General features: G+C 69.3%; 13 protein-coding genes. 3 read left to right on the forward strand and 10 right to left on the reverse strand.

The window, feature by feature from the left end:
- Positions 1–15 precede the first annotated feature (15 nt).
- The 3 genes from FHT26_RS14220 to FHT26_RS14230 are packed head-to-tail and all read left to right on the forward strand — an operon-like array spanning position 16 to position 3,194.
- Complete coding sequence (locus tag FHT26_RS14220) at positions 16–1,179, forward strand: BMP family ABC transporter substrate-binding protein (RefSeq protein ID WP_168560773.1); 1,164 nt, start codon at positions 16–18, stop codon at positions 1,177–1,179.
- 3 nt (positions 1,180–1,182) lie between these two features.
- A complete protein-coding gene (locus FHT26_RS14225; protein ID WP_168560774.1) occupies positions 1,183–2,160 on the forward strand; it encodes an aromatic ring-hydroxylating oxygenase subunit alpha in 978 nt (325 codons plus the stop codon).
- Entirely contained in the window at positions 2,157–3,194 is a 1,038-nt protein-coding gene (locus FHT26_RS14230; protein ID WP_168560775.1) for an adenosine deaminase, read from the forward strand. The genes FHT26_RS14225 and FHT26_RS14230 overlap by 4 nt, the downstream gene beginning before the upstream one ends.
- 12 nt (positions 3,195–3,206) lie before the next feature.
- On the opposite strand, the gene FHT26_RS14235 is transcribed toward FHT26_RS14230, so the two are convergent.
- The 10 genes from FHT26_RS14235 to FHT26_RS14280 form a co-directional block, all read right to left on the reverse strand.
- Positions 3,207–3,377 (reverse strand): DUF6881 domain-containing protein, encoded by a 171-nt coding sequence (locus FHT26_RS14235; protein ID WP_168560776.1) that lies wholly within the window; start codon positions 3,375–3,377, stop codon positions 3,207–3,209.
- Positions 3,378–3,497: 120 nt separating this feature from the next.
- Positions 3,498–7,157: an RICIN domain-containing protein gene (locus FHT26_RS14240; protein ID WP_168560777.1), complete on the reverse strand. Its 3,660-nt coding sequence runs from the start codon at positions 7,155–7,157 to the stop codon at positions 3,498–3,500.
- 178 nt (positions 7,158–7,335) lie between these two features.
- Positions 7,336–8,178, reverse strand: coding sequence for an alpha/beta fold hydrolase (locus FHT26_RS14245; RefSeq protein ID WP_168560778.1), 843 nt, complete (start codon positions 8,176–8,178; stop codon positions 7,336–7,338).
- A gap of 18 nt (positions 8,179–8,196) precedes the next feature.
- The gene (locus FHT26_RS14250; protein WP_168560779.1) at positions 8,197–10,392 is read right to left on the reverse strand and encodes a 3-hydroxybutyrate oligomer hydrolase family protein; all 2,196 of its coding nucleotides are present in this window, start codon (positions 10,390–10,392) and stop codon (positions 8,197–8,199) included.
- Positions 10,389–11,447, reverse strand: coding sequence for a branched-chain amino acid ABC transporter permease (locus FHT26_RS14255; RefSeq protein WP_168560780.1), 1,059 nt, complete (start codon positions 11,445–11,447; stop codon positions 10,389–10,391). Before FHT26_RS14255 ends, FHT26_RS14250 begins: the two co-directional genes overlap by 4 nt.
- Positions 11,448–11,454: 7 nt before the next feature.
- A complete protein-coding gene (locus FHT26_RS14260) occupies positions 11,455–12,450 on the reverse strand; it encodes a branched-chain amino acid ABC transporter permease (RefSeq protein WP_168560781.1) in 996 nt (331 codons plus the stop codon).
- Positions 12,447–13,175: an ABC transporter ATP-binding protein gene (locus FHT26_RS14265; RefSeq protein WP_168560782.1), complete on the reverse strand. Its 729-nt coding sequence runs from the start codon at positions 13,173–13,175 to the stop codon at positions 12,447–12,449. The genes FHT26_RS14260 and FHT26_RS14265 overlap by 4 nt, the downstream gene beginning before the upstream one ends.
- Positions 13,172–13,915 (reverse strand): ABC transporter ATP-binding protein, encoded by a 744-nt coding sequence (locus FHT26_RS14270; RefSeq protein ID WP_168560783.1) that lies wholly within the window; start codon positions 13,913–13,915, stop codon positions 13,172–13,174. The genes FHT26_RS14265 and FHT26_RS14270 overlap by 4 nt, the downstream gene beginning before the upstream one ends.
- 12 nt (positions 13,916–13,927) lie before the next feature.
- Entirely contained in the window at positions 13,928–15,364 is a 1,437-nt protein-coding gene (locus FHT26_RS14275) for an extracellular catalytic domain type 2 short-chain-length polyhydroxyalkanoate depolymerase (RefSeq protein WP_168560784.1), read from the reverse strand.
- Positions 15,365–15,478: 114 nt separating this feature from the next.
- Positions 15,479–16,660: a substrate-binding domain-containing protein gene (locus FHT26_RS14280; protein ID WP_168561026.1), complete on the reverse strand. Its 1,182-nt coding sequence runs from the start codon at positions 16,658–16,660 to the stop codon at positions 15,479–15,481.
- Positions 16,661–16,699 lie beyond the last annotated feature (39 nt).

The following is a 16,699-nucleotide window of genomic DNA, read 5'->3' on the forward strand; positions in this document are numbered from 1 at the left end:
TCACCTGGAGTAGACATGACCTCAATCTCGAAACGTGCCCTGCTGAAGCTCGCAGGGTGGAGCACGCTGGCGGCCGGCACCGCGCTGGTGGGCTGCGGCAAGAAGGAAGAGGCGCCCGCGCCGGCGCCGGCGCCGGTGGCCGCCGCATCGGCTGCCGCACCGAAGCCCGAGCCGCTGAAGATCGCGTTCGCGTACGTCGGCCCGGTCGGCGACGGCGGCTGGACCTTCGCGCACGACAACGCCCGCAAGGCGCTCGAGAAGCAGTTCGGCGACCGGATCGCGACCAGCTTCGTCGAGAAGGTGCCCGAGGCGGCCGATGCCGAGCGCGTGTTCCGCGACATGGCCGGCCAGGGCAACAAGCTGATCTTCGGCACCACCTTCGGCTACATGGAGCCGATGCTGAAGGTCGCGGCGGACCTGAAGGACGTCAAGTTCGAGCATGCCACCGGCTTCAAGCAGGCCGAGAACATGCGCACCTACGACAGCCGCACCTATGAAGGCGCGTACATGGCCGGCGTGATCGCCGGCGGCATGACCAAGACCAACACGCTGGGCGTCGTCGGCTCGATCCCGATTCCGGAAGTCATCCGCAACATCAACAGCTTCACGCTCGGTGCGCAGTCGGTGAACCCGAAGATCAAGACCAAGGTGGTCTGGGTCAACGAATGGTTCAACCCGCCGAAGGAGACCGAGGCCGCGCAATCGCTGATCAACGGCGGCGCCGACGTGCTGATGCAGAACACCGATTCGAGCGCGGTGCTGCAGACCGCCGAGAAGGCCGGCAAGTACGCGTTCGGCTGGGACAGCGACATGACCGCCTACGGCCCGAAGGCCCACCTGGCCTCGAGCATCATCAACTGGGCGCCGTACTACATCAAGGCGACGCAGGATGCGCTGGACGGCAAGTGGACCGGCAACAGCGCGTCGTGGTGGGGCGTCAAGGAAGGCGCGATCGACCTGGTGTCGATCTCCGACAAGGTGCCGGCCGAGCTGAAGGAGAAGGTCGAGAAGGTGAAGGCCGGCCTGAAGGACGGCAGCTTCACGATCTGGAAGGGCCCGATCGCCGGCAACGACGGCAAGGACGTGCTGAAGAAGGACGAGGTCGCCGACGACAAGTTCATGAGCGGCATCAAGTTCTTCGTGAAGGGCGTCGAAGGCAAGGTCCCGGGAGGCAAGTAAGCCTTGATCGAGACGACGCTGTGGCACCCGGTGGCCGGCAGCGACGCGCTGGCCGGCACGCCGCTGGCCTTGCGCCTGCTGGCGCAGGACCTGGTGCTGTGGCGCGACGAGACCGGCCGCGCCCGCGCGTTCGCCGACCGCTGCCCGCACCGCGGCACGCGGCTGTCGCTCGGGCACGTGGTGCAGCACGGCGGGCAGGCCGCGCTTGAATGCCCATACCACGGCTGGCGCTTCGGCGGCGATGGCGGCTGCGTGCTGATCGCATCGCAGCCGTCGTTCTCCCCGCCCGCTTCCCATGCCGCGTGCGCGCATGAAGCGCAGGAGGCGCACGGGCTGGTGTGGGTGCGGCTGCAGCCGGGCGACTCGGCGCTGCCTGCCTTCGACGCCGGGACCGACCCGCAGCTGCGCACGCTGCTGTGCGGGCCGTATGACGTGGCGACCAGCGCCGGGCGCATCGTCGAAAACTTCCTTGACCTGTCGCACTTCGGCTTCGTTCATGACGGCTGGCTCGGCGAACGCACCCACGTGGAGACGCCCGCCTACACGGTGCAGCCGACACCGGCCGGCTTCATCGCCACCGGTTGCCAGGCCTGGCAGCCGCAGAGCAACCGGTTGTCGACCGAAGGCAGCTGGGTCGACTACCACTACGAACTGACGGCGCCGTTCAGCGCGGTGCTGACGAAGCTGCCGCAAGCGCAAGACGGATACCGCGACGTGATCGGCCTGTTCGTCTGCCCGCTCGACGAGGAACGCAGCCGCGTCTGGTTCCGCCTCGCGGTGACCGACCACGATTCCAGCGACGACGCGTTGCGCGCGTTCCAGCACACCATCTTCACGCAGGACCAGCCCGTGCTCGAGTCGCAGCAGCCGAAGCGGCTGCCGCTCGCGGGCGGCGAGGTCCATTGCGCGGCCGACCGCAGTTCGGCTGCCTACCGCCGCTTCCTGCTCGAACGCGGCATCCGTTTTGGAGCCATCGCATGAACCTCGACGCCATCCCCCGCGACCGCCTGCCCGCGCTGCTGTGCGCGATGCCGAAGGCCGAGCTGCACATCCACATCGAAGGCTCGCTGGAGCCGGAGCTGATCTTCGCGCTGGCGCAGCGCAACGGCGTGTCGATCCCGTATGCCAGCGTCGACGCGCTGCGCGAGGCCTATGCGTTCACCGACCTGCAGAGCTTCCTCGACATCTACTACGCCGGCGCCAGCGTGCTGCTGAAGGAGGAGGACTTCTTCGACATGGCGATGGCCTACTTCCGCCGCGCGGCCGCCGACCACGTGGTGCATGCCGAGCTGTTCTTCGACCCGCAGACGCACACCGAGCGCGGCGTGAGCTTCGAGACGGTGATCGACGGGCTGACGCGCGCCGGCGAGACGGCGCAGCGGGAGCTGGGGGTCAGCAGCGCGCTGATCCTGTGCTTCCTGCGGCACCTGAGCGAAGAGGCCGCATTCGAGACCCTCGAACAGGCGCTGCCGTTCCGCGACCGCTTCATCGGCGTCGGCCTCGACAGCAGCGAGCGCGGCCACCCGCCCGAGAAGTTCGCGCGGGTGTTCGCGAAGTGCCGCGAGCTCGGGCTGCGCCTGGTCGCGCATGCCGGCGAGGAAGGCCCGCCCGCCTACATCTGGAGCGCGCTCGACGTGCTGAAGGTCGAGCGCATCGACCACGGCGTGCGCTGCGTCGAAGACCCGGCGCTGGTGAAGCGGCTGGCCGCCGAGCGCGTGCCGCTGACGGTGTGCCCGCTGTCGAACGTGAAGCTGTGCGTGTATCCGGACATGGCGGCCCATCAGCTGGGGGCCTTGCTCGATGCGGGCCTGTGCGCAACGGTCAACTCGGACGATCCGGCGTACTTCGGCGGGTACATGAACGCGAACTTCCTCGCGACCTTCGACGCGCTGCCGGCGCTGGGGGCGCGGCAGGCCTATCAGTTGGCGAAGAACAGCTTCGAAGCGAGCTTCGTGGACGAGGCCCTGAAGGCAGCGTGGGAGCAAAAGCTCGACAAGGCTTTCGCCGCCTTCTGAAGCCTCCAGATTTCAAGCTTGCAGTTTCCAGCGTGACCCCGTGATGGCAGCCCGCCACACCGTCTCGGACTCCCGGCCATCCAGCCCCTCGACCACGAACTCCGGGTCGGCCGCGATATCGGCAGCAGGCGGCACGGGTCTTTCGCCCAGAACGGTGTGCCCGCTCGCGACCAAGAACAACATACACGCCTTCGCGCCCTTTCAATCCATTGATTCCTGCCATGCCGATCTCAATGAAGTGCGTGAATCGCCGGAAATCGTGTTCGTGCATCAAAGCAACAGGGACATGCAGAGGCTTGCGTTTCACTCCCGCCACATGCGCCCAGCCCAATCCGAGAAGGTCTTCAAGCGCTGCGCCTCGGCCCCATGGTTGCGCGCCGACATCACGCTCCAGGTGATGTACTGCTCGCCGGTCCAGTCGACCCAGCCGCCGACCAGGTGCGGCTGCCCCTTCGCGTTCAGCGGCAGCGGCGTTCGCTTCGGATCCAGGCAGAAGCGGAAGCCCGACTTGATCTCCGGCTCGCTGCCGAACAACGCGTTCGGATCACACCTGCGCCACTGCTCGTAGGTGGTGTTCGCATACAGCGCGTTGTAGAGCGAGATCGAGCTGTTGACGAACATCAGGTGCAGCCCCGGCGTCACCGCGTCGAGCTGGCGGAAGCGCGATTTCTCCCAGTCGTCCGGCCCGCGGTCGACCACCTCGCCGACCCCCAGCTTGTGGATCGCGAGCGACGCGCGGCTCTGGTGGCCCTTGTTGCGGAACAGGTCGGTCGGCGCGGCCGGGTCCGGCTGGTTGAACGGCAGGTCGGTGTTGGCCAGTTGCGCAAGCTTCGTGCGGACCTGGAAGTAGCGCGCCAGGTGCGAGGCCGACACCGCCGCCGGCGCCTTCGCGGTCATCAGGTCGTCGACCACCGCGGTCGTGAAGCCCATGTGGTACGGCCAGTCCATCGGCCCTTCGGACGCCCCCGGCCAACCCGGGTTCACCGTCATCTGCAGCTGGTACCACTGGTTCGTTCGGTAGAACGACACCAGCCGCGGCTCCCAAGAGAAGTAGTTCTCGCGCCCGTTGGCCGGCGCGAACAGCATGTGCGGCGCCATGTAGAACACGCTCGGCCAGCTGAATGGCCAGCCGCGCTTCTCGCCGATGCCGACCCACTGCCCGTTGGCGCCGCGCGAGCCGTGCAACCAGTCCTGCCGCCCTTCGAGGCCGTAGGTGTGGGCGAGCTCCCACTGTTTGACACCCATCCAGCGGATCGCGCCGAACAGCGCGCGCTCGATGAAGGCCTCCTTCGTGAACGCCGCCGGCAGGTTGGCCGCGCTCGCGGTCTGTGCCGACATCAGCGCCTGCAGCTTCCTGCCGCCCACTTCGCCGCCATACGGCTTCGACGGGTCGCCCGAAACGCGCGAGCCGCGGCCACCGCCGGCGAAGTCGATCGTCTTGCCGCCGACATCGTTGAGCCACGCCTGCGCACGCTCGCGCAGCTCGGGCGTCAGGTGGCTCCAGTCGCCATAGACGCCGTTCGGGTTCTGGTTGGCCTTCAGGAAGTCGCTGACGCGCTTGACGACCTTGATCGGGTTCGAGCCGTCGTCGCCCTGGGTCTCGAACAGGCCCTGCGCCTGGCCGGCCTCGGGCGCCCAGATGTCGAGCGGGCTCTCGATCGGCAGCCAGGCGCTCCAGTCCGGCAGCTGCAGCGGGATCGGCATCTCGCGGGTGTTCAGCACCTTGCCGGGACTGGGATCCATCGCGGCATCGAGCTCGGCCTGCGTCACCGCGGCGGTGCTGGTCGCGGCCTTGCCGGTGAAGACGTTGACGAAGGACTTCGCATCCGGCAGCACCGCATCGAGGCCCGCGCCGGCCGCCCATTCGATGGTCGGTTTCGCATCCAGGCCCGGGCCCGGCTGGTACGGCGGATTCCACGGCGTGGCCTGCGCGACGTGCGGCACCTTGGCGTACAGCGCGGCACGCAGGTACGCGGCGATCTGCTTGCCTTGTGTTTCGCTCAGGCCATGGAAGCGCGAGCGCTGCACGATCGAGTTGTTCGAGAAGTTGAAGTACTGCAGGTCGCGGCCGTCGCTCGCATGGCACGACGAGCAGGCCGCGCGGATCTTCGCGTTGACGACCGGCGACTTCAGCAGCAGGTTCTGCGCATTCCACAAGGCCTTGCCCTGGTCGGCATCGGCGGTCCAGGTGCGGCCCGCTTCCTTCTCGGACTGGATGTCGGCCCACTGGCGCGGTTGCGCGGCCGTCAGGTTCCTGCCGGCGGCGTCCTGGACCTGCACATCGAGGATGCGGAAGCCGTTGGAACTGCCGTCGGTACCATTGAAGCGGAACTCGATGCGGTTGGTGGCCGGCAGCGCGACGAGGCGGGCCCGCGCGGTCGCATCCAGCGGCACGCGGAAGCGGATGGTCAGCAGCCCGCCATTGACGCCGCCATGCGCGCGCTCGACTTCGTCGAGCTGCACCGCGCCGTCGCTGATGTCGATCCACGGCGCGGTGCCGCCGTTCGCTCCGCCGACGACGCGTAGGCTGCCGGCGATCTTCGTCAGCGGCTTGGCCAGCGCCTCGAACTCCGGCGAGTTGTAGAAGCCGCAGCGGTGGCAGCGCACCACCAGCTGGCTCGCGGTGCCGAGGGCCGACGCGTCGAGCGCGAGCTGCGCCGGCACGACCGTGGGCGCATCGGGCGCGCCGGCGCCGAGCACTTCGAGCGGCAGCGTCAGCGTGGGGACAGGCGACGGAGCGGGTCCGGGTGCGGGTGCCGGTGAAGGCGCCGGAGCGGGCGACGGCGCGGGGCTCGGGGCCGGCGCGGGACTCGGCGCGGGCGCGGGCGACGGTGCAGGAGAAGGCGCAGGCGCCGGGCTCGGGGCCGGGGCCGGGGCCGGGGCCGGAGAAGGAGCCGGCGCGGGGGCCGGTGCCGGGGCCTGCGCATCGGTCGCCAGCAACTGCCAGCGCTGGTTGTCGTTGTTGCCGCAGTCCCACTGCTGGATGCGTCCGCCGGCGACGGTGCTGAAGTCCTTCACGTCCAGGCACTTGCCGGTGTGCTTCGCCGCAATGCGAAGGCTGTCGCCGACCGGCATCACGCTGAAGCGCTGGTTGGCGCCGCCGCCGTAGCTCCACTGCTGGATCAGCGCGCCGTTGGCGGTCGAGATGTCGCTGACGTCCAGCCCGCGGCCGCTGTTGACGTTGACGAACGCATAGCTGCCGTCGTCGGCCGCGCGCACTTCGAAGCGCTGGCTCGCCGACGCGCTGCAGGCGGCCTGCAGCGTCTTCGCGCCGTCGGCGGCGGAACTTCCTTCGATGTCGAGGCACAGCTTCGATTGCAGTCCGCGCAGCGTGTACTGGCCGATCGCGAGCGCACCGCGCGCACTGCCGCTGCGCGGGAACAGCAGGAACTGCTGGGTCGCATCGGCCGTGCTGCAACCGGCCTGCTGCAGCTGCGCGCCGTCGGCGGTCGAGCGGTCGGCGATCGTCACGCACTTGCCGCTGGCCGCGCTGACGAAGCGGAAGCGGTTGCCCTGGGCGCGCCACGGGCGGAAGCGCTGCGCGTTGGTGTCGTTGTTGGTCCATTGGTGGAGGGCCGCGCCGTCGGCGCCCGAGCTGCCGGACAGGTCGAACACCTGGCTCGTGCCGGCGTTCACCAGCTTGACGTTGCCGCCGGCCTGGGTCGTCACATCGAAGGCCTGCGTCAGCGCATCGCCGCAGGTGGCCTGCTGGATGCGACCGCCATCGGGCGTCGACGGCACGGCATCGACGCACTTGCCGCTCTGTGCGTTGACGAGCACGTAGCGGCCGGGCGCGAGCGTCACTGCCGCATCGGCGACGGCCTCGGCCGTTTCACGGTTCAGCGCCGCATCGGGTGCCGGCCCCGCCGACGGATTGCCGCCGCCGCAGGCGGCCAGCAACATGGAGACGGCCAATGCGGCCGCGGTGGGCGTGGCGTGCAGCGTCGAATGAATGGGGCGCATGGATGTCCGTCTCCGATTCTTTTTGCAACGGCGGATCAACGGATCCGACGCGCGAGTGAAACCGGTTCCATTCTTTCGCGCCGCCGTCCCGGCAGGCATCGCAATTGGAAAGCGTGTGAAAGCAGGCGTAAGACCTTGGCCTCGCAGCCCGGCTGCCGATCCCGGATCGGCAGCCGGGCTACGGCGCCATCAGGAACCGCTCCACCACCGTCAACTGCTCCGGCACGTTCAATGCCGGCGCATGCCCGCAGCCCGGCACCGTCACCACCTGCGCACGCGGCCCGCGCTGGCGCATCTGCTCGGCGACCTCCGGCAGCAGCAGGTCCGAGTTCTCGCCGCGCAAGCACAGCACGGGCAAGCTCAGCGTGTCCCACGCGTCCCACAGCCCGTAGTCGTCGTCGTGGTGGGTGAACTGCATCACCATCGCCGGGTCGTAGTGCGGCGTCACGCGGCCGTCGGGCAGGCGGCGTGTCGAGGTCTCGGCCAGGCGCCGCCACTGGCCGTCGCTCAGCCAGCCATAGGGTTGGTAGATCTTGCGGAAATACTGCTCCAGCTCGCTCACCGTCTCGAACGCCGCCGGCCGGCCCGCATAGCCGCGGATGCGCGCGAGCGCCGCCTCGGCCAGCTCCGGCCCGTTGTCGTTCAGCACCAGCTTGCGGATGCGGCCGCGCAACGGGCCCGCCGCGGCCCGCGTGCCGATCGCGCCGCCCATCGATGTGCCCAGCCAATGGAACTCGTGCAGCCCGAGCTGGTCGACCAGCGCGACTGCCTGCTGCACATAGAACGCCAGGCAGTACTCGCGTTCCGGATCGCGGCTCCATTCGCTCAAGCCGCGGCCCAGCGTGTCCGGGCAGATCACCCGGAAATGCGGCGACAGGTGCGCCGCCACCTCGTCCATGTCGCGGCAGGTGCGCGCGAGGCCGTGCCACGCGATCACCGTCTCGGCCCGGCCCGCGCCCCACTCGGTGTAGTGCAGCTCGCGGCCTTCGCAGGCCAGGTAGTGCGACGTGAACGAGACCACGGCTCTTCGGCTTGAGCGTCAGTTCGGGATCGCGATCGACGTGCCGGCGAAGCCGATCTGGTCGGCCACCAGCGGCGCGGCGCTGAGCGCCGGCACGTTGGCCGCGGTGATCGCCGGCGCCGCGCCCGGCAGCCCGCCTCGCGGCGTCGCACGCACCACCTGGCTCGGCGGCAGCGCGGCGCCGGTCTTCAGGTGCGCATACATCGCGTCCATCGCCCGGTTGAAGTACACATGCAGCGGCACGAAGCGGGTGTCGAAGCCGCTCAGCGACAGGAAGCCGTCGAAGTGCTGCGCGTTCGTCACCTCGATGTAGCCCAGCTTGCTCGCCGCCTCCACCGTCTTGTTGAACGCCACATAGGCCCGCGCGTTGTTGTTGACCGGCACCAGCGCATCGCTGCGGCCGGCCACCACCAGCACCGGCTTCGCGCGCAGGTTGCCGTTGACCAGAACCTCGGCCATGCCGGCCTGCACCGCGGCGGCCTGCGCGGCGGTCGGGCGTGTCGAACTGGCGGTGGCCGTCAGCGCCGCGCCGGTCTCGTCGACGCCGGTCACCAGCGCGCGCTGGCACAGCGCGTTGTCGAGCCCGAAATCCTGCACGCCGGTCGACACCGACACCGCGGCCGCCCACTGCTTCGCGCCGCCGACGGAATCGTTGTAGACCACGCTGGCCGGCGAGCCGTTGGCGGTGCCGTTGCCGATCGCGAAGCTCTGCGCCTTGCTCGCCGCCAGCGCCGCGATCGGGTTGCCGCTCGCATCCACCTGCGCGAAGCTGGTGCCGCAGACGTTGTCGAGCACCGAGAAGCGGCCATACATCACCGGGTACATCGCCGACAGGATCGGCCCGTTGCCGAGCGCGTAGTGCGCGTTGTGCATCGTGTCGTTGTCGGTCGTCCAGCCGTAGGCGCGCAGCTTGTTCAGCGCGTCCAGCGACTGCGCCGCGGTGTCGGCGCCGGTCACCAGGCCCTTCGCCGCGAGCCCGGTACAGCGGGCGGTGGCGCGCGCCGTCTGCGCCGTCAACCCGATGTAGTTGAAGAACGAGGTCTCGGTCAGCGCCGCCTCCGCCGCCAGCGCGGCACAGGGCTGGTAGAGGTTGCCGAAGGTCGTGAAGTCGCCCAGCGTCTTGCCATACGCCACCACCGCCGCCCCGCCGAACTGGATGCCGTAGCCGCTGCGCGTCGGCATCTCGGTCACCGGCTCGCCGGCCACCACGCCGTCGATCAGGCCGGTGCTGTCGGCCTCGGCCGCGCGGATCACCGCGGCACCGCCGTTCGACACCGAACCGGCGATCACGACGGTGTTGGCGGCCGTGAACGGCACCGGCGCCGCCGCGTTGCCATAGCGGTCGTTCAGCGCATACAGCGCATACGCGGCCGCGGCCAGCGTGTCGTTGCCCCAGTCCTTCTCCGGGTTCAGCTGCGAGTGCACCTGCTTCAGCGCGAGCCGGTTCGGGGTCAGCGCGTTGTAGGTCGCGCGTGCGGCATCGCTCACCGCAGCCGCGAAGAAGCTCAGCGCGCCGGCCGCAGCGCGCGTCGCGCGCGTGCCGTCGATGCGGTTCACCGTGTCGTCGGTCAGGTCGTACAGGCCCATGCCCTTGCCGGCGTCGGTCAGCGCGACCGCGCAGCCGTGCTTGAGACCCCACTCGGCCGAGGTGGCGATGGCGCCGTACACGCCGCGCGAGCCCGACGACGGGCCCAGCACGAGACACGGCGCGCTCTGGTTGAAGCTGTCGGGGATCTGCACCGCGATCGCGACCCGCTTGGTGCCGGCCGCGTTGTCGAGCACCGCGACGTACTCGCGGCCGGGCACCAGGCCTTCGCTCGTCGTCACGCTGCCGGCCGCATCGACGTTCGGGCCGTACAGCGTGCCGTAGCCGCCGGCGGCCGTCACGTCGACCAGCCCGCGGTAGTTGCTGAACAGCGCGTTGCGGCGCAGTTCGGCGGCCGTCGGGTTCAACGGGTCGGCATACGCAGGCGCGGCCGCGGCCAGCCCGGTCTTGCCGAGGCCGCCGGTCAGCAGGTCCTGCGTGGCCGCGGTGCTGCCGCTGCCGGCGGTGGTGGCCGGGTAGGTGGTCACCGTGAGCTGGCTGACGTTCGCCGGCAGCGCGTTGACCGGCAGCGGCGTGTCGTCGTCGCTGCCGCAGCCGGCCAGCGCGAGCGTCGCCAGGCCGAGTGCGGTGAACGTGAACGAGGTGGGCGAACGGAGTCTGGACGTCATGGTGTCTCCTTCTGTTGTGGGACGGGCTGCCTCGACCGCCGCGCGCGCAGCCGTCCCACGATCCCGTTCGGGAAGTGGTAGACCGACAGCACGAAGAGGACGCCGAGCCACAGCAGCCAGCGCTCGGGCGAGATCAGGGTCGACAGCAGCGGCACGCCGCCGACCAGCGGCGCGGCCAGCGCCATCAGGTTCTGCAGCTGGCTCTGCGCCAGCACGAACAGCAGGCTGCCGACGACGGCGCCGTACACCGTGCCCATGCCGCCGATCACGACGATCAGCAGCACGTCGAGCATGATCTCGAAGCTCAGCGAGGTGTCCGGCCCGTTGTAGCGCAGCCAGAGCGCGAGCAGGCAGCCGGCCAACGTCGCGAACAGCGCCGACAGCACGTTCGACAGCGTGCGGTACACCACCGTGCGGTAGCCGATGGCCTCGGCGCGGAAGTCGTTCTCGCGGATCGCCTGCAGCACGCGGCCGAACGGCGAGTTGACGATGCGCAGCATCGCGAGCACCAGCGCGGTGGCACAGGCGAACAACAGGTAGTACGCAACCCGGCGGTCGCTCAAGGCCTCGGGCAGCCGGAAGCTCAGCCCGTCTTCGCCGCCGGTCCAGTCCGACAACTGCGACGCGAGCGTCAGGAAGGCCGAGGCCACCGCCAGCGTGATCATCGCGAAGAAGATCGCCTTCACGCGCAGGCTGAACAACCCGATCAGCAGCGACAGCAGCAGCGAGACCGCGAGCGCCGCCGCGACGCCCACCGCCAGCGCGAGCCAGCCCGGACCGAGCCGCGTGCTGGCGATCGCGATGCCGTAGGCGCCGATGCCGAAGAACATCGTGTGCGCGAAGCTGACGATGCCGGCGTAGCCGAGCAGCAGGTCGAAGCTCGCGACCAGCACGATGAAGACCATCACCTTGGCCGCGACGTTCATCGCCTGCGTGCCGGGGAACACGAACGGCGTCAGCGCGAGGCCGAGCAGCACCGCGACCAGCACCAATGCGAGCGCGCGGCTGCGCGGCAGGTCATGCGACAGCAGGCGATCGACGAGGCGGGCGATCATCGGGAACTCACCGGGTGGTCACAGCATAGAGCCCGCGCGGACGCCACAGCAGCACCGCGACCATCAGCCCGATGTTCGAGAACAGCGCGACCTTCGGCCACAGGAAGCCGGTGTAGTTGGCGAGCAGCCCGACCAGCAGCGCGCCGACGAAGCAGCCGAGCGTCGAGCCGAGCCCGCCGATGATGATCACGATGAAGATCAGCACGTTCAGCTGCGCGCCGATCTGCGGCACCACGCCCTGCTGGTACAGCGCCCACAGCGCGCCGCCGAGGCCGGCCAGCGCCGAGCCGGCGACGAACACGCCGACGAACAGCGTGCGCACCGGGTAGCCGAGGCTCTCGACCATCTCGCGGTCCTGCACGCCGGCGCGCACCAGCAGGCCGAGCCGCGTGCGGTTCAGCGTGTAAAGCATCGCGGCCAGCATGACCGCGCCGAGCCCGGTGGCGAGCAGCCGGAATTTCTCGACCGACGCATCGCCGAGCGCCAGCACGCCGCGCAGCGCCTGCGGCAGCGACAGTGGGACCAGCGCCGGGCCCCAGATCGCCTTGATCAGTTCTTCGCCGATGATCATGCCGCCCATCGTGATCAGGATCTGCTTCAGGTGCTGGCCGTAGACCGGTCGCACCAGCACGCGCTCGAAGGCCCAGCCGAGCGCGGCGGCCAGCGCCATCGCGGCGAGCATCGCCGGGAACAGCGCGGCCAGGTTGAGCCACAGGCTGTCGGCGCCGGTCCAGTCGGCCAGCCCGCCGAGCACGCTGGTCGCGATGAAGGCGCCGAACGCGATGAACACACCGTGGCCGAAGTTCAGCACGTCCATCAGCCCGAACACCAGCGTCAGGCCGGACGCGACGATGAAGACGATCATCCCCATCGCAAGGCCGGCGACGGTCAGCGTCAGCCAGGTCGACGACGAGCCGACCAGCGGCCACGCGGCGAGCGCGAGCAGCGGCACCAGCGCGATCGGCAGCAGGTCGAATGACGCGCGGGGCAACGTGGCGCTCATTGGTGCACCCCCAGCGACAGGCCGAGCAGGCGGTGCTGCAAGGCGTCGTCGTCGGCCAGTTCGGCCATCGCGCCGCGGTGCACGATGCGGCCGCCGTCCATCACCGCCACGCGGTCGCCGAGCGCGCGCGCCATCGCGAAGTTCTGCTCCACCAGCAGGATCGCCGTGTTCGTCGCCTTCATCTCGCGCAGCGCCGCGACCAGGTTCTGCACGATGGCCGGCGCGAGGCCCTTGCTCGGTTCGTCGACCAGCAGCAGGCGGCGCGGCTCGATCATCGCGCGGGCGATCGCGAGCATCTGCTTCTGCCCGCCCGACAGCGCGCCGGCCGGGTGCAGCCAGAACGTGCGCAGCGCCGGGAACAGCCCGCACAGCCGGTCGAGGCGCTGTGTGTCGATGTCGTCCAGCGAGCGCGCGCCACGCGCGGCCAGCAGCAGGTTCGCGCGCACCGTCAGGTCGCCGAAGATGCCCATGTTCTCCGGCACGTAGGCGATGCCGCGCTGCGCGATGCGCGGCGTGCCGACGCGGGTGATGTCGTCGCCGTCGAACACGATGCGGCCGGCCGAGGCCGTCCACAGGCCCATCACCGTGCGCAGCGTCGTCGTCTTGCCGGCGCCGTTGCGGCCGAGCAGCATCGTCACCTGGCCGGCCGGTATGTCGAGGTCGACACCCTGCAGGATGTGGTACGCGCCGATGTGCGTATGAACGCCTTCCAGCAAGAGCGTCATGCCGCGAGCCCCAGGTAGGCCTGCTGCACGATCGGCGAGGCGATGACGATGCCGGGCTCGCCGTCGGCGACGAGCTGGCCGTTGTGCAGCACGACGATGCGGTCGGCCAGTTCGCGCACCACGTCCATCTTGTGCTCGACCAGCAGGATCGCGCAGTCGCGCCGGGCCTTCAGCGCGCGGATCAGGTCCAGCACCACCGGTACCTCGTCGGCGCTCATGCCGGCTGTCGGCTCGTCGAACATGAAGACCTGCGGTTCGAGCGCCATCAGCATCGCGACCTCCAGCTTGCGCTGGTCGCCATGCGGCAAGTTGCCGGCGAGCCGGTCGGCCTGGCCGGCCAGGCGCACCTGCTCGAGCAAGGCCTGCGTGCGGTCGAGCGCATCGCGGCGGTCGCACCACACCGACCACAGGTTCAGCCCGAAGCGCGCGCGAGACTGCACGACCAGCCGCACGTTCTCGCGCACCGGCAAGCCAGGAAACAGCTGCGTCAGCTGGAAGGCCCGGCCGATGCCGCGGTGCGTGCGCGCCGCCGGGCCTTCGGCGGTGATGTCGACGCCGTGCAGCCGCACGCGGCCGGACGTCGCGCGCAACTGGCCGGAGATCAGGTTGAACCAGGTCGTCTTGCCGGCACCGTTCGGGCCGACGATGGCCGTCAGCGTGCCGGCTTCGAACGCGCAGCTGACGCGGTCGATCGCGACGTGGCCGCCGAAGCGGATGGTGAGATCGTCGGTTTCAAGCATCGGGGACGACGGTCAAGAGCAGGTCCCGATCACGTAGAAGTTCGTGCCGGTCATCTTCAGCGTCGTCGTGACGAACAGGTTCCACAGCCCCATGTTCTGGTTCGACCCGTTGGCCAGCGCATAGCCGCCCACCACATGCGCCCGGTTCGCCGCGACGTGGGCATAGTTGCTCGCGGTGGTGCAGGTGGCCGCCGGCGGCGCGCCGGTGGTGGTGCCGGTGGCCGGGGCGGACGACGGCCCTTCGGCACCGCCGGCGTCGACCGCCTTCACCGTCCACGCGTAGGTGGTGCCGGCGGCGAGCCCGGTGTCGGTGTAGCTGGTGCCGGCCACCAGGCTCGCGTTGACCTGGTTGCCGCCGCGGTACACGTTGTAGCCGCTCGCACCGGCCACGCCGCCCCAGCTGATCACCATGCTGCTGGCGGTCGCGCCCGAGGTGCCGACGCCAGTGGGCGCCGGCAGCCCCGAAGGCGCCGAGCCGCTGGCCAGCGTCGTCATCATCGCGCGCACCGCGGCCATCTGCGGGCCGGATTTCTTCGCGTAGTTCGCGTTGTCGTAGCCCCACCAGTCCCAGCAGCTGTTGGTGGCCTGCGTGCTGGTCTGCGGGTACAGCACGACGATGCCGTTGGTGTCGGCCCAGCGGTTGTAGCCGGTGTTGCGCACGTATTGCTGGCCGACCAGCGCGGTGTTCTGCTGGCAGCCGTGGAACACCACGTGCAGCTTGCACACCGCGCCCGCGCTGCAGCTTTGCGGCACATAGACCCAGCCGGTGGCGGCCATGCCGTGGCCGGAGACGAACGCGCCCTGGTCGAACTCGGTGAAGGTGCCCGACAGCGTGCCGTTGTTGCGCGCGTTCAGCTGGCCGTGCAGCTGCTTCAGGATCTCGCCGGCGAGGTCGAAATCGCAGTCGTTGATGTACGGCGACGCGGTGCTGCCGCAGCTGCTGCCGTAGTCGTCGGTGATCATCGCGTGGCCCGACGCGATCGTGTTCTTGTAGACGATGTTCGCGGCCGGGACGAAGCCCTGGTAGTAGGTCTTCAGGTCGTTCATCACCGCGGGCTTCACGGTGTTGTCCGAGGTGCCGGAGTAGAGGTAGACCTTCGACGTGGCGAGGTTCGCGACCGGGTCGATCAGGCCGCTCGTCGCCCAGCTGTTGGTGGTACTGGCGAGACCGCTGACCGGGATCGTGCTGGCGTGCGTCATGCAGCGGCCGGTCGCGTTGACGATCGATCCTTCGGCACAGTAGTACGGCCCGCCGGCCACGATGCCGGCGCCGCGCTTGAAGGTGGCCGAGTACGCGACGTGCATCTGCACCGCCATGAAGCCACCGGACGACAGGCCGGACACGCTGACCTCGGCGGGGTCGATCTGCAGCTGAGGGAGCGGAGTGGCCTGAGTGGGTGACGCTGCCGCGGTGATGCTTGCAAGAACCCAACGAAAGATGCTTTTCATTTGTCCTGTCTCCTTGTATTGCTTGCATTGCCGTTCACCCTGAGCCTGTCGAAGGACGGGCTCAGGGAAGGGCTTCGACAAGCTCAGCCCGAACGGACGAAGCGAGGCATCGGCTCAACGCTTGTTGCGGATCGGCACGTTCATCTCGTCGGGCCTGATCTCGCGCACCAGCTCCGGCACGCCCCACGCGAATGCCGGGTCGGCCTTGATGCGGAAGTGGTACATGCTCTGCATCGCCTGGTGGTCCTCCTTGCGGAACACCATGCGGCCCTTCGGCGTCTCGAAGGCCATGCCTTCCATCGCGGCGATGAGCTTGTCGGTGGCGGTCGCGCCCTGCGTCTTCTTCAGCGCCTCGACGACCGCGATCGCCGCGCTCATGCCGCCGGCGGTGAAGAAGTCCGGCGGCGCCTTGAACTGCTTGTAGTGGTTCGCGACCAGCCATTCGTTGACCGGGTTCTTCGGGATGCCGAAGTAGTAGTACGTCGCGCCTTCCATGCCGGGGAAGTTCCTGTACGCGGCCATCGCGGGCAGGATGTTGCCGCCGGTCGCGATCTCGATGCCGTGGCGCTTCAGGTCCAGGTCGGCGATCTTGAACGGGTTGCCGGCACCGGCCCACAGGATCCAGATGATCTTGCGGCCGGGCTGATCCTTCAGCTTGTCGATCAGCCGCTGCGCGCCGGCGGTGAAATCGGTGGTGCTGGTCGGCAGGTACTCGCCGTCGATCAGCTTCGCCTTCTTGATCGACTCCTTGAAGGCCTTCACGCCGTCGCGGCCGAATGCATAGTCCTGCGCCAGCGTCGTGATCGTGACGCCGGGCTTGTCGAGCGCCACCGCATTGGCGATCGCATCCTGCGAGCTGTTGCGGCCGGTGCGGAAGATGTAGCGGTTCCACTTGTCGCCGGTGATCGAATCGGCGACCGCCGGCTCGACCAGCAGCACCTTCCTGTATTCCTCGGCCACCGGCAGCAGCGCGAGCGCGACGCCCGACGACGACGGGCCGACCGCGATGTCGGCATGGTCGTCGCCATAGGCCGCGGCGAGCTGGCTCTTGCCGATGTCGGGCTTGCCTTGGTCGTCGCGTTCGATCACCACGAGCTTGCGGCCGGCCACCGTCATCGTGCCGCCGGTCGCGTAGTCGAGCCCCATCATGAAGCCGGTCTGCGTCTGCTTGCCGTAGGCCTCCAGCGCGCCGGTCTTGCTGTAGACGTGGGCGATGCGGATGTCCTGGGCCTGCGCCGGCGCGCCGGTGCCGGCGAAGCCAAGGCCGGCCACGGCCAAGCAGGCCAGCAGCGCCATCGGGCGCTGTCGGGTCGCGGTCATGCTGTCTCCTGTTTT

The organism is Rhizobacter sp. SG703 (genome assembly GCF_012275445.1).
In the GTDB taxonomy this organism is placed as follows: Bacteria; Pseudomonadota; Gammaproteobacteria; order Burkholderiales; family Burkholderiaceae_C; genus Rhizobacter.

Bases quoted from the DNA above. Each gene is read 5' to 3' on its own strand.
- FHT26_RS14220 (WP_168560773.1), top strand. From the start codon at position 16: ATGACCTCAATCTCGAAACGTGCCCTGCTGAAGCTCGCAGGGTGGAGC.
- FHT26_RS14230 (WP_168560775.1), top strand. From the start codon at position 2,157: ATGAACCTCGACGCCATCCCCCGCGACCGCCTGCCCGCGCTGCTGTGC.
- FHT26_RS14235 (WP_168560776.1), bottom strand. From the start codon at position 3,377: ATGTTGTTCTTGGTCGCGAGCGGGCACACCGTTCTGGGCGAAAGACCC.
- FHT26_RS14240 (WP_168560777.1), bottom strand. From the start codon at position 7,157: ATGCGCCCCATTCATTCGACGCTGCACGCCACGCCCACCGCGGCCGCA.
- FHT26_RS14250 (WP_168560779.1), bottom strand. From the start codon at position 10,392: ATGACGTCCAGACTCCGTTCGCCCACCTCGTTCACGTTCACCGCACTC.
- FHT26_RS14255 (WP_168560780.1), bottom strand. From the start codon at position 11,447: ATGATCGCCCGCCTCGTCGATCGCCTGCTGTCGCATGACCTGCCGCGC.
- FHT26_RS14260 (WP_168560781.1), bottom strand. From the start codon at position 12,450: ATGAGCGCCACGTTGCCCCGCGCGTCATTCGACCTGCTGCCGATCGCG.
- FHT26_RS14265 (WP_168560782.1), bottom strand. From the start codon at position 13,175: ATGACGCTCTTGCTGGAAGGCGTTCATACGCACATCGGCGCGTACCAC.
- FHT26_RS14270 (WP_168560783.1), bottom strand. From the start codon at position 13,915: ATGCTTGAAACCGACGATCTCACCATCCGCTTCGGCGGCCACGTCGCG.
- FHT26_RS14275 (WP_168560784.1), bottom strand. From the start codon at position 15,364: ATGAAAAGCATCTTTCGTTGGGTTCTTGCAAGCATCACCGCGGCAGCG.
- FHT26_RS14280 (WP_168561026.1), bottom strand. From the start codon at position 16,660: ATGGCGCTGCTGGCCTGCTTGGCCGTGGCCGGCCTTGGCTTCGCCGGC.